The sequence below is a fragment of the Streptomyces sp. NPDC002640 genome, assembly GCF_053592575.1.
Genome location: NZ_JBSFVZ010000035.1, coordinates 1 through 11,975, shown reverse-complemented (window position 1 = coordinate 11,975; position 11,975 = coordinate 1). Strand labels below are relative to the sequence as shown.

Here is an 11,975-nt window from a genome sequence, read left to right as displayed (position 1 = left end):
GTAGCTGTAGCAGGGTGCATCCTCGCACCTGACCCCGGGACCGCGCCTGCGGGCCACCCTCAAGTGATCTTGATTGGTCGCCTCTGCCCGGGAAAGTGGCCCATTCGACACCTGTTCGTGACCGATATCGCTCGCTGCCGGAAACCAAGCGACCGGGAAGCACGTCTTTTCTTCTGGGACCCGGGTGGGGACCCCGGTGGGGACCCGGGCGGGACCTGCGCCGGAAGCCGGACCCGGAACCGGGCCGGGAGCCGGGCCGGGACCCCCGCCGGACACCCCGGGGCGCGCCCGCCCCGGGCCGTGTCCGGACCGAGACGCATCCGGCCCCGCGGACACCCGCCGCCACCGGGCCTCGCGGCACTACAGTGGGCAGGACCGGTCATCAGCGCCGGTGCGAGTGATCACGACCAGCAGGGAGCGCATGACGTGCGGCCGGTAGGCAGCAAGTACCTGCTCGAGGAGCCGATCGGACGCGGCGCCACGGGCACCGTCTGGCGAGCCCGCCAGCGCGAGACCGCGGGGGCCGAGGCCGCCGTCCCGGGCCAGCCCGGGGAGACCGTCGCCATCAAGGTCCTCAAGGAGGAGCTGGCGAACGACCCGGACGTGGTGATGCGGTTCCTCCGCGAGCGCTCCGTCCTGCTCCGGCTCACCCACGACAACATCGTGCGGGTCCGCGACCTGGTCGTCGAGGGCGACCTGCTCGCCCTGGTGATGGACCTGATCGAGGGCCCCGACCTGCACCGCTACCTGCGGGAGAACGGCCCCTTCAGCCCCGTCGCCGCCTCGCTGCTGACCGCGCAGATCTCCGACGCGCTGGCCGCCAGCCACGCCGACGGCGTGGTCCACCGCGACCTCAAGCCCGCCAACGTCCTGCTGCGGCAGACCGGCGGCGAGCTGCACCCGATGCTGACCGACTTCGGCATCGCCCGCCTCGCCGACTCCCCGGGCCTCACCCGCACCAGCGAGTTCGTCGGCACGCCGTCCTACGTGGCGCCGGAGTCCGCCGAGGGCCGCCCGCAGACCTCCGCGGTCGACATCTACGGCGCCGGCATCCTGCTCTACGAGCTGGTCACCGGCCGTCCGCCGTTCGCCGGCGGCAGCGCCCTGGAGGTGCTCCAGCAGCACCTGAACGCCGAGCCGCGCCGCCCCTCCACGCTGCCCGAGCCGCTGTGGACGGTCATCGAGCGCTGCCTGCGCAAGAACCCCGACGAGCGCCCCAGCGCCGTCAGCCTGTCCCGCGCGCTGCGCGTGGTCGCCGACGGGGTGGGCCTGCGGGCGAGCTCCGCGCAGATCGTCGCGGCGGAGAACGTCGGCGCGCTGCTCGCGCCCGACCCGGCCCCCGCGCCGGTCCCGGGCTCCCCCGAGGCCCCCGGCGCCTCCGAGCCCACCCAGGTCCTCCCGCAGGGCCAGGGAGGCCAGGGCTTCGGCCAGGGCGGCGCCTACGACCCCAACGCGGCCACCACCGTGATGCAGCACCCCCCGGGCGGCCAGGGCGGCCCGGGCGGCGCCGACCCGACCCGGGCGATGCCGCAGGGCGGCGGGCCCGAGCAGCCGCACCCGTGGCAGAACCAGCTCAGCGCCGCCCGCGAGCGCAACGAGCAGACCCAGGTCCAGAGCTACGCGGACCCGGACCAGGACCCGCTGCGCCGCCGCCGGCCGCAGCGGCAGGTCGCCCCGCGCCCGCAGCAGCCGCCGCGGCCCCAGCAGGGGCAGGGCTACGGCTACCCGCAGCAGCAGCAGCAGCAGCAGCACCAGCAGCAGCACCAGCAGCAGGTGCAGCGGCCCGTGCAGCGACCGGTCCAGCGGCCGGTGCAGCGCCCCGTCCAGCCGCCGCCGCAGCACTACGCGCCCCCGCAGCAGCCGCCGGCCGCCCCGCCCGAGCGGCGGCGCAGCGCCAACCCGGTGCGCATCCCGGGCCTGGGGTGCCTCAAGGGCTGCCTGATCGTGGTCCTGGTCTTCTTCGTGGCCGGCTGGATGGTCTGGGAGCTCTCCCCGCTCCAGGAGTGGATCGGCACCACCAAGGGCTGGTGGGACCAGCTGACCACCTGGATCGGCGACATCTCCGACTGGATCACCAGCATCGGCGACACCGCCCAGGACGTGCAGAACGGCGTGGAGGACGTGCAGCAGGGCGTCGAGGACGCCCAGGACTCGCTGCCGTCGGGAGGGTGATTTCACCGGCTGCCGTGAGGGAGGCCCCCCGGGGCGCGTAGGTTGGGGCCAACACGCGTTCACAGGAGCTCTCTTGGCACGGAAGATCGGCAGCCGGTACACCGCCCACCAGATCCTCGGACGGGGCAGCGCCGGCACGGTGTGGCTCGGTGAGGGGCCCGAGGGGCCCGTGGCGATCAAGCTCCTGCGCGAGGACCTGTCCTCCGACGAGGAGCTGGTCGGCCGGTTCGTCGGCGAGCGGACCGCGCTGCTCGGACTGGAGCACCCCCGGATCGTCTCGGTCCGCGACCTCGTCGTCGACGGCAACGACCTCGCGCTGGTCATGGACCTGGTGCGCGGCACCGACCTGCGCACCCGCCTGGAGCGGGAGCGCCGCCTCGCCCCGGAGGCCGCGGTCGCCGTGGTCGCGGACGTCGCCGACGCGCTGGCCGCGGCGCACGCGGCGGGCGTCGTCCACCGGGACGTCAAGCCCGAGAACGTGCTGCTCGACATGGACGGCCCGCTGGGGCCCGGCAACGCCCACCCGGCGCTGCTGACCGACTTCGGCGTCGCCAAGCTGATCGACGCGCCGCGGCGGAGCCGCGCCACGAAGATCATCGGAACGCCGGACTACCTCGCCCCGGAGATCGTCGAGGGGCTGCCGCCGCGGGCCGCGGTCGACATCTACGCGCTGGCCACGGTGCTGTACGAACTCCTCGCCGGGTTCACGCCGTTCGGCGGCGGCCACCCGGGCGCGGTGCTCCGGCGGCACGTCACGGAGACGGTGGTGCCGCTGCCGGGGATCCCCGAGGAGCTGTGGCGGCTGATCGTGCAGTGCCTGTCCAAGGCGCCGGCCTCGCGGCTGCGCGCCGCCGAACTGGCCGAGCGGCTGCGGGAGGTGCTGCCGCTGCTGGCCGGGATGCCGGCCCTGGACGTCGAGGACGTCGAGCTGGAGGAGGAGCCGGAGGGCTCCGAGGGGGCGGACGGCCCGGCCGACCCGGTGCCGCCCGCGCCCGCCTCCGCGCGGCGGGGCGTGGTGCCGCTGGTCCGCGGGTCGCGGCCGGACCCGAACCGGGACACCCACACCTCGATGCGGGTGCCGGAGCCGGACGAGCTGGCCGGGGGCGCGCTGGGGACGGCGCGGGCACCGCGGGCCGCGGGGGCGCGGCGGCCCGGGTCGGCGCGGAACCGGCCGGCGGCGGCCCGGCGCCGGGCGTTCACGGCGGTGGGGCTGGCGCTCGCCGCGGCCGCCGCCGCGACCGCCTGGTGGCTCGCCGCCCCCGAGGCCACCCCGGCCCCCCTCCTCCCGTCCCCGGCCGCCCCCCGCTGACCCTCGCCGCCCCTCCCGGCGGGTGCACGGCCCGGGCGGGGCCCGGCGCCCGGGGGAAGGGGCGTGGCCCTGGCCGGGCGGGGGAGCCGTTACGCTGGAGGGCGTGGCAGTCGTCGACGTATCCGAAGAGCTGAAGTCCCTCTCCTCGACCATGGAGTCGATCGAGGCCGTTTTGGACCTCGACAGGCTGAGGGCAGACATCGCCGTGCTCGAGGAGCAGGCGGCAGCGCCCTCCCTCTGGGACAACCCGGAGGAGGCGCAGAAGATCACCAGCAAGCTGTCGCACCTCCAGGCGGAGGTGCGCAAGGCGGAGACCCTCCGCGGCCGCATCGACGACCTCGCCGTCCTCTTCGAGATGGCCGAGGAGGAGGACGACCCGGACACCCGTGCCGAGGCCGAGACCGAGCTGGTCGCGGTGAGGAAGGCGCTGGACGAGATGGAGGTCCGTACCCTCCTGTCCGGCGAGTACGACTCCCGTGAGGCGCTGGTCAACATCCGCGCCGAGGCCGGCGGCGTCGACGCCGCGGACTTCGCCGAGCAGCTCCAGCGCATGTACCTGCGCTGGGCCGAGCGCCACGGCTACAAGACGGAGATCTACGAGACCTCCTACGCGGAGGAGGCCGGCATCAAGTCGACCACCTTCGCCGTCCAGGTCCCCTACGCCTACGGCAACCTCTCCGTCGAGCAGGGCACCCACCGCCTGGTCCGCATCTCCCCGTTCGACAACCAGGGCCGCCGCCAGACCTCCTTCGCGGGCGTCGAGGTGCTGCCGGTCGTCGAGCAGACCGACCACATCGAGATCGACGAGTCCGAGCTCCGCGTGGACGTCTACAGGTCCTCCGGTCCCGGCGGCCAGGGCGTCAACACGACCGACTCCGCGGTCCGCCTGACCCACATCCCTACCGGCATCGTCGTCTCCTGCCAGAACGAGCGGTCGCAGATCCAGAACAAGGCGACGGCGATGAACGTCCTCCAGGCCAAGCTGCTCGAGCGGCGTCGCCAGGAGGAGCAGGCCAAGATGGACGCCCTCAAGGGCGACAGCGGCAACAGCTGGGGCAACCAGATGCGGTCGTACGTCCTGCACCCGTACCAGATGGTCAAGGACCTCCGGACGGAGTTCGAGGTCGGCAACCCGCAGTCCGTCCTGGACGGCGAGATCGACGGCTTCCTCGAGGCGGGCATCCGCTGGCGCAAGCAGCAGGAGAAGTAACCGCCGGTCATCCCGGGTTTCGAACAACTGCCGCCTTTAGGGCGGCAGTTGTCGTTTTGTGCATGTGACGTGAAGCAACTTGACGATGACTTGGTTTGTCGGAAGGGTTGGATCCGGCATGCGTATGACTGGGGCGCATGTGAACCGGGGGGCCAGTCTCACGGCGCCCCCCGTCGATCACCTCCCCCAGGCGCGCGGCCTCCCTGACGACAGCTACTGGGGGTAGCAGACACATGACCAAGAGAACACGGGTTCGCATCGCGCGGATCGCCGCGGGTGCGGTGATAGCGGCCGGTGCGTCCCTGACGGCCGCGGGCGTGGCTTCGGCCTTCGACGGTTCCGGCGCGTCCGAGGTCACCACCACGGAGACCGACGGCGGCGCGTCCGAGGGCGGCGACAACGGCGGTGGCGGCGGTGACGACGGCGGTCTGGCGGCCGGCGGAGTCATCGCCGGTGGCGAAGGCGGCGTGATCGCGGGCGGCGACGGCGGCCTCATCGCGGGCGGTGACGGCGGCGGTGACGTCGGCGGCGGTGACGTGGGCGGCGGCGATGTCGGCGGCGGTGACGTGGGCGGCGGTGACGTCGGCGGTGGCGATGTCGGCGGCGGTGACGTCGGTGGCGGCGATGTCGGCGGCGGTGACGTCGGTGGCGGCGATGTCGGCGGCGGTGACGTGGGCGGCGGCGATGTCGGCGGCGGTGACGTCGGTGGCGGCGACGGCGGCAACGGCAACGGCGGGAACGGCAACGGCGGCAACGGCGGCGGTGGCAACGGCGGCGGCGACGACGGCGGCCTCGGCCCCGACGGTGGCCAGGCGCCCCAGGGCGGTGACGGCAACCTCGTCGACACCGGCTCGGACTCCACCAGCCCGCAGGGCGGCGGCGACGAGCTCGCCGAGACCGGTGCGGCGGAGACCACGTTCCTGCTGATCGGTGCCGCGACGATGATCGCCGGCGGCATCGGCTTCCGGGTCCTCCCGCGCCTGATGGAGGGCCGCGGCGGCGCCGCCGCCTGACGGACGGCGACCCGCATGACGAAGGGCGGGGCGGGACGGCACCAGCCGTCCCGCCCCGCCCCTTGTCGTCCGCTCCAGGGAATCGCTCCCTCGGTCCCGGTTCCCGCCGGGCGGGCCGCCCACACGCGGCCCGGGCGCCCTCGAAGCGCCCTCAGCGCGCCAGCAGCGCCGCGGCCGTGGCCAGCACCAGCAGGAGCGCCACCAGGGCCGCCGGCGTCAGCCCGCCGAACGGCTGCTGCATCCGCTCGCGGTTCGCGCGGCAGACGGGGCAGCGCCCCTCGGCGACCGGCGCGGCACAGTTCGCGCACACCAATCGGTCATAGGTCATGCGCCCGCCCTCCTCGCGCCGCTTCCGCCTTGCCCAACGTTCACGGGAACGATGCTGTTCCCTCTTCCACTGTGCCAGGTCCGGCGCGAGGCGGTCGCCCCGTTACCCCCGCATCGCTTCCACAAACTGCCCCCAAAGCGACGACAAAAGGGGCAAGGAGCGCGCAACCAGGTTCGGCGACTGCGGCCGGTACCCGCATTCGCGTATGGTCACGCACATCTACCCCCGGCGACTCGTGGTGTTTCCGTGATCCGATTCGACAACGTCACCAAGGTCTACCCCAAGCAGAACCGCCCCGCCCTGAGGGACATCACCCTCGAGGTCGAGCGCGGCGAGTTCGTGTTCCTGGTGGGCTCCTCAGGCTCCGGAAAGTCCACCTTCCTGAGGCTGATCCTCCGCGAGGAGCGGGCCACCCAGGGACAGGTCCACGTGCTGGGCAAGGACCTCGCACGCCTCTCCAACTGGAAGGTGCCCCAGATGCGCCGCCAGCTGGGGAACGTGTTCCAGGACTTCCGTCTCCTGCCGAACAAGACGGTGGGCGAGAACGTCGCCTTCGCGCAGGAGGTGATCGGCAAGACCCGCGGCGAGATCCGCAAGTCCGTCCCCCAGGTGCTCGACCTGGTCGGTCTGGGCGGCAAGGAGGACCGCATGCCGGGCGAGCTGTCCGGCGGTGAGCAGCAGCGCGTGGCGATCGCCCGGGCCTTCGTCAACCGGCCCAAGCTGCTCATCTGCGACGAGCCCACCGGCAACCTCGACCCGCAGACCTCCGTCGGCATCATGAAGCTGCTCGACCGGATCAACCGGACGGGCACCACCGTGGTGATGGCGACGCACGACCAGAACATCGTGGACCAGATGCGCAAGCGCGTCATCGAGCTGGAGAAGGGCCGCCTCGTCCGCGACCAGGCACGCGGCGTCTACGGATACCAGCACTGATCCCCGTCCACGGAAAGGCCTGACAAGAGCCATGCGGCTTCAGTTCGTCATGTCGGAGATCCGTGTGGGTCTCCGCCGCAACCTCACGATGACCTTCGCGGTCGTCGTGTCCGTCGCCCTCTCCCTCACCCTCCTCGGCGGCGCGATCCTGCTGCGCGACCAGGTGAGCGCCATGAAGGGCTACTGGTACGACAAGGTCAACGTCTCGATCTTCCTCTGCAACAAGAGCGACGCCGAGTCGGACCCGAACTGCGCCAAGGGGGCCGTCACGGCCGACCAGAAGCAGCAGATCGAGGCCGACCTCAAGGACATGCAGATCGTCGACAACGTGGTGCACGAGACGCAGGACCAGGCGTACAAGCACTACAAGGAGCAGTTCGGCGACTCGCCCCTGGCGGCCACCCTCACCCCGGACCAGATGCAGGAGTCCTACCGCATCAAGCTGTCGGACCCGGAGAAGTACGAGGTGATCGCGACCGCCTTCGACGGCCGTGAGGGCGTCCAGTCGGTGCAGGACCAGAAGGGCATCCTGGACAACCTCTTCTCCCTGCTCGGCATGCTCTCCTCGGCGGCGCTGCTGCTGATGGCGGTCATGCTGGTGGTCGCCATGCTGCTGATCGTCAACACGGTCCGCGTCTCGGCGTTCAGCCGGCGGCGGGAGACCGGGATCATGCGCCTGGTGGGCGCCTCCGGCTTCTACATCCAGGCGCCGTTCATCATGGAGGCCGCGGTCGCCGGCCTGATCGGCGGCGCGCTCGCCTGCGTCTTCCTGGTGCTGGGCCGCTTCTTCACCATCGACAGCGGAATGGCGCTCTCCGAGCGGCTCACGCTGATCAACTTCGTCGGCTGGGACGCCCTCCTGACGAAGCTTCCGCTGATCCTCGCGATCAGCTTCCTGATGCCCGCGCTGGCCGCGTTCTTCGCCCTGCGCAAGTACCTGAAGGTGTGACGCATCCCAAGAGGGCCGCCGGGGCAACCGCCCCTGCGGCCCTCTCGCGTTGTCCTAGACTCCCCCTCATGTCAGGCCCGGACCCGTTCTGTCAGACCCGCACCACCCGCCCGATTCGTCGCGGGGCGGCCCTGACGTCGCTGGCCCTCACCGGTGTCCTGGTGGCCTCCGCCGCCGCCGGCGCGTTCCCCGAGGGGCACGGCGGGACGCAGGCGCCCCTGTCCGGCCGGCACGGCGGGGCCGCGGACGACGCCGCGGTGGCGGCCCGGGAGGCCGCGGCCGAGGCGCTGATCGACGGCAAGTCCCCCGAGGAGGCCGCCGAGCGCGCCGTGAGCCGCAGCGGGGACCGCTGGGGCGTCGTCTACACGCCGGGGGAGTACCAGGAGTTCGAGGAGGCGCTGGACGGCCGCTACACGGGCGTAGGCGTCTGGGCGGCCCTGCAGGAGGGCGAGGTCACCCTCACCCGGGTGCGGAGCGGTTCGCCCGCCGCCGAGGCCGGGCTGATGGCCGGGGACCGGGTGCTCGACGTCGACGGGGAGACCACCGAGGGCGTGCCCGTCACCGAGGTCCTGGCCCGGCTGCGCGGCGCCACGCCCGGAGCGGAGCCGGCGCCGGCCGGCAGCACCGTACGGGTCGGCCTGGAGCGGGACGGGCGCCGCTGGACCGAGACGCTGCGCCGGGCCCGCCTGTCCACCGACCCGGTGACCGTGCGCCGGACCGCCGGCGGGGCGACGCTGATCAAGGTCAGCGCCTTCACCAAGGGCGCCGGCGACAAGGTCCGCGCCGCCGCCTCCGGGGAGCCGGGCGGCGGCATACTGCTCGACCTGCGGGGCAACTCCGGCGGCCTGGTCACCGAGGCCGTCGAGGCGGCCTCCGCCTTCCTCGACGGCGGCCTGGTCGCCACCTACGACCTGCGGGGCGAACAGCGCGCGCTGCACGCCGAGCCGGGCCGCAGCACCGCACGGCCGCTGGTGGTGCTGGTCGACTCCGGCACCATGAGCGCGGCGGAACTGGTCACGGGGGCGCTGCAGGACCGCGGCCGCGCGGTGGTCGTCGGTTCCCGCACCTTCGGCAAGGGCGCCGTGCAGATGCCGACCGAGCTGCCCGGCGGCTCGGTGGCCGAACTCACCGTCGGCCACTACCGCACGCCCTCCGGCCAGAGCGTCGACGGCAAGGGCATCACGCCGGACCTGGTGGCCGAGGAGAACGCCGAGCAGCGGGCCGAGAAGGTATTGACTGGCCTCGGGGGCCCCTCCTAGTGCCAAAATGGTCGGCACTATGGCCAAGGAAAAAGGGCGCAAGCTCATCGCGCAGAACAAGAAGGCGCGGCACGACTACCTCATCATCGACACCTACGAGGCGGGCCTGGTCCTGACCGGCACGGAGGTGAAGTCGCTGCGCCAGGGGCGGGCGTCCCTGGTCGACGGCTTCGTCCAGCTCGACGGCGGCGAGGCGTGGCTGCACAACGTGCACGTGCCGGAGTACAGCCAGGGCACGTGGACCAACCACTCGGCGCGCCGCAAGCGGAAGCTGCTGCTGCACCGGGAGGAGATCGACAAGCTCGCCGCGAAGTCGCAGGAGACCGGGCACACCATCGTGCCGCTCGTCCTGTACTTCAAGGACGGCCGGGCGAAGGTCGAGATCGCGCTGGCGAAGGGCAAGAAGGAGTACGACAAGCGCCAGACGCTGCGGGAGAAGCAGGACCGCCGCGAGACGGAGCGGGCGATCTCGGCGGTGCGCCGCAAGCAGCGGGCGTGACCCCGCTCTCCTCGCGGCGCCGCGTCGCGGGGAACAAGGTGGCGTCCGGCGGCGTTGCTCAGTACGATGGCACTTGCCTCCCCACGCGGGGGGCACTGATTGAAAAAACAACATGGGGATGATCGGTTTCGACAGCGGCTGTCGAAGCAGGGGAAGCGTGTCGAGGAAGCGGCCATGATCTCGTAAACCACAGGCCGAAAAAAATAATCGCCAATTCCAAGCGCGATATCTCCCAGAGCCAGCTCGCTCTCGCCGCCTGATCTTCAGGTAGCGTGAAGCAGCTCTCTACTTAGGGGAGTGTCAGCCCGGGGGTGTTCCCGACCCGGATCCTGGCATCAGCTAGGGGACTAAACCTTGATCCCGGTCACGGGGTGAAGAGGGAAACCACACAGTGACTGAGCCCGTCGGAGACTTGTCCGCGTGATCTCCGGGGCCGAGAAAAGCGAAGCGGACTGCACACGGAGAAGCCCTGGTTCTGCACCGTTGGACGCGGGTTCGATTCCCGCCATCTCCACCAACCCCATGAGCGCAAGCCCTCGACCACACAGGTCGGGGGCTTTCGTGCGTCCTGCGTCGGTCCGTCAACCAGAGACACGCTGCCCCTCGTAGGGGTCAACCGAGGAGGATCCGCAGGTGGCCGAGCGGACGCCCCGCCTAGCGTCGGACGCAGACGCCGTCGGAAGGGAGGCGCATCGTGAGTGCTCAGCCCGTCGAGTACTTCGCGCCGGCCGATGCCTGGGCCATGCTGGCGCACCTCGACCGCGATCCTGCCCTGGAGTGCTGGCGTGCCGAGCTCGTCGAAGGACAGATTTCCTTGACCCCGCCTCCCGAGCCGGAACACGTGCGCATCGTCTCCGGTGTGATCAAGCAGCTGGTCCGGAAGGACACCTCCGACAGTCTGACCTTCTGGGCAGGCGGCACAGGCCTGCGCACCGGGGGGCGGACAGGTGTGAAGCCGGACATCGTCGTCACCGATGCCGATGCGTTCTGCGACAGCGAGGCGGAGTACACGCCCGTGGAAGGCGAGCCGATCCACCTGGTCGTCGAGGTCACCTCGACGAGCACGCGGGACCGTGACTACCACGAGAAGATGCGCGCGTACGCGGCTGCCCGGATCCCCCACTACCTGATCGTCGACCGGGAGGAGCGGATCTGCCGGCTGTACGGGATGGCGCCGGGGGCGGATTCCTACGGACCGCCCTGCGCCAAGGCGGACTTCGGCGAGGCCCTGCCGTTGCCCGATCCGATCGGCTTCGAGCTGGACACGTCGCGTTTCGGCTGAGCGGAAAGGGGCGGCGCCCCCGACGTGGTGTCGGGGGCGCCGCCCCTTTGTCGTGTGCGGGGAGGGTCACTGTGCGGGGTCCGCGTTGAACCGCTTGGTGGCCCAGACGTAGCCCAGCGCGGTGAGGGCGACGCTCCAGGCGAGGGTGAGCCAGCCGTGGTGGCCGATCCCGGTGCCGAGGAGCAGGCCGCGCAGGGTCTCGATGGCCGGGGTGAAGGGCTGGTACTCGGCGACGGGCCGGAACCAGCCGGGCATGGACTCGACCGGGACGAAGGCGCTGGAGAACAGCGGGAGCAGGACCAGCGGCTGCGCGCTGTTGGCGGCGGCCTCCGCGTTGGGGCTGACCAGGCCCATACCGACGGCGATCCAGGTGAGCGCCAGGGAGAACAGGGCCAGGACACCGAAGGCGGCCAGCCACTCCAGTGCCGTGGCGTCGCTCGACCGGAAGCCGATGGCGAGGGCGACCAGGCCCACCAGGACCACGCTGGCCACGCACTTCACGATGCTGCCGGCGACGTGTCCCACGATCACCGATCCGCGGTGGATGGCCATGGTGCGGAAGCGGGCGATGATCCCCTCGTTCATGTCCGTCGCCACCGAGACCGCCGTGCCCACGACCGTGCCGCCGATGGTCATCAGGAGGATGCCGGAGACGAGGTAGGCGATGTAGGCGGAGCGGTCGGCGCCGCCGATGCCGGTGCTCATGACGTCTCCGAAGAGGTAGACGAAGAGGAGCAGCAGCATGATCGGGGTGAGGAGGAGGTTGAGGGTGAGGGAGGGGTAGCGGCGGGCGTGGAGGAGGTTGCGGCGGAGCATGGTGCGGCTGTCGCGGACGGCGAGGGCGAGGGTGCTGCTGCTCATCGCGTGGCCTCCTTGGCCTGGTCGGTGGTGGTGGCGCCGGTGGTGGTGTCGTCGGTGAGGGCGAAGAAGACGTCGTCGAGGTCGGGGGTGTGGACGGTGAGTTCGGTGGCTTCGATGCCGGCGGTGTCGAGGCGGTCGAGGAGGGTGCGCAGGGCGC

11 protein-coding genes, 1 other RNA gene and 1 pseudogene are annotated in these 11,975 nt (G+C 71.8%); 10 read left to right on the top strand and 3 right to left on the bottom strand.

Going from position 1 to position 11,975, the window contains the following annotated elements; all coding sequences use genetic code 11:
* The first annotated feature begins 426 nt into the window (after positions 1–426).
* The 4 genes from ACWD3O_RS31805 (at position 427) to ACWD3O_RS31790 (ending at position 5,704) form a co-directional block, all read left to right on the top strand.
* Complete coding sequence (locus ACWD3O_RS31805) at positions 427–2,172, top strand: serine/threonine-protein kinase (protein WP_451418260.1); 1,746 nt, start codon at positions 427–429, stop codon at positions 2,170–2,172.
* 73 nt (positions 2,173–2,245) lie between these two features.
* Positions 2,246–3,481 (top strand): serine/threonine-protein kinase, encoded by a 1,236-nt coding sequence (locus ACWD3O_RS31800; protein WP_451413738.1) that lies wholly within the window; start codon positions 2,246–2,248, stop codon positions 3,479–3,481.
* Between the two features lie 103 nt (positions 3,482–3,584).
* Positions 3,585–4,691 carry a peptide chain release factor 2 gene (gene prfB / locus ACWD3O_RS31795; RefSeq protein WP_451413739.1) on the top strand — a complete coding sequence of 369 codons (1,107 nt, stop codon included), beginning with the start codon at positions 3,585–3,587 and terminating at the stop codon, positions 4,689–4,691.
* Positions 4,692–4,924: 233 nt separating this feature from the next.
* Entirely contained in the window at positions 4,925–5,704 is a 780-nt protein-coding gene (locus tag ACWD3O_RS31790) for a hypothetical protein (RefSeq protein WP_451418259.1), read from the top strand.
* A 151-nt stretch (positions 5,705–5,855) separates the two neighbouring features.
* Here ACWD3O_RS31790 and ACWD3O_RS31785 read toward each other — a convergent pair whose 3' ends face one another.
* Complete coding sequence (locus ACWD3O_RS31785; RefSeq protein ID WP_451413534.1) at positions 5,856–6,032, bottom strand: hypothetical protein; 177 nt, start codon at positions 6,030–6,032, stop codon at positions 5,856–5,858.
* A gap of 246 nt (positions 6,033–6,278) precedes the next feature.
* On the opposite strand from ACWD3O_RS31785, the gene ftsE reads away from it, so the two are divergent.
* The 6 genes from ftsE to ACWD3O_RS31755 all read left to right on the top strand — a co-directional run bounded on the left by ftsE (position 6,279) and on the right by ACWD3O_RS31755 (position 10,957).
* Complete coding sequence (gene ftsE / locus ACWD3O_RS31780; RefSeq protein ID WP_451413533.1) at positions 6,279–6,968, top strand: cell division ATP-binding protein FtsE; 690 nt, start codon at positions 6,279–6,281, stop codon at positions 6,966–6,968.
* A 31-nt stretch (positions 6,969–6,999) separates the two neighbouring features.
* A complete protein-coding gene (gene ftsX, locus ACWD3O_RS31775; protein ID WP_451413532.1) occupies positions 7,000–7,917 on the top strand; it encodes a permease-like cell division protein FtsX in 918 nt (305 codons plus the stop codon).
* 68 nt (positions 7,918–7,985) lie between these two features.
* Entirely contained in the window at positions 7,986–9,176 is a 1,191-nt protein-coding gene (locus ACWD3O_RS31770; RefSeq protein WP_451418258.1) for a S41 family peptidase, read from the top strand.
* Positions 9,177–9,195: 19 nt separating this feature from the next.
* Positions 9,196–9,675, top strand: a complete 480-nt coding sequence (gene smpB / locus ACWD3O_RS31765) for an SsrA-binding protein SmpB (RefSeq protein WP_356134187.1) — start codon at positions 9,196–9,198, stop codon at positions 9,673–9,675.
* Between the two features lie 114 nt (positions 9,676–9,789).
* Positions 9,790–10,192, top strand: a transfer-messenger RNA (tmRNA) gene (ssrA, locus tag ACWD3O_RS31760).
* Positions 10,193–10,369: 177 nt separating this feature from the next.
* A complete protein-coding gene (locus tag ACWD3O_RS31755) occupies positions 10,370–10,957 on the top strand; it encodes a Uma2 family endonuclease (RefSeq protein ID WP_451418257.1) in 588 nt (195 codons plus the stop codon).
* Between the two features lie 66 nt (positions 10,958–11,023).
* Here ACWD3O_RS31755 and ACWD3O_RS31750 read toward each other — a convergent pair whose 3' ends face one another.
* Both ACWD3O_RS31750 and ACWD3O_RS31745 read right to left on the bottom strand, forming a co-directional pair.
* The gene (locus tag ACWD3O_RS31750; RefSeq protein ID WP_451418256.1) at positions 11,024–11,818 is read right to left on the bottom strand and encodes an ABC transporter permease; all 795 of its coding nucleotides are present in this window, start codon (positions 11,816–11,818) and stop codon (positions 11,024–11,026) included.
* Positions 11,815–11,975 (bottom strand): annotated as a pseudogene (locus ACWD3O_RS31745) (ABC transporter); the annotation flags it as partial. The pseudogene ACWD3O_RS31745 and the gene ACWD3O_RS31750, both read right to left, overlap by 4 nt.

What these genes read in the sequence shown, in the direction of transcription:
- ACWD3O_RS31790 (WP_451418259.1), top strand. Translation starts at nt 4,925, where the DNA reads ATGACCAAGAGAACACGGGTTCGCATCGCGCGGATCGCCGCGGGTGCG.
- ACWD3O_RS31785 (WP_451413534.1), bottom strand. Translation starts at nt 6,032, where the DNA reads ATGACCTATGACCGATTGGTGTGCGCGAACTGTGCCGCGCCGGTCGCC.
- ftsX (WP_451413532.1), top strand. Translation starts at nt 7,000, where the DNA reads ATGCGGCTTCAGTTCGTCATGTCGGAGATCCGTGTGGGTCTCCGCCGC.
- ACWD3O_RS31770 (WP_451418258.1), top strand. Translation starts at nt 7,986, where the DNA reads ATGTCAGGCCCGGACCCGTTCTGTCAGACCCGCACCACCCGCCCGATT.
- smpB (WP_356134187.1), top strand. Translation starts at nt 9,196, where the DNA reads ATGGCCAAGGAAAAAGGGCGCAAGCTCATCGCGCAGAACAAGAAGGCG.
- ACWD3O_RS31750 (WP_451418256.1), bottom strand. Translation starts at nt 11,818, where the DNA reads ATGAGCAGCAGCACCCTCGCCCTCGCCGTCCGCGACAGCCGCACCATG.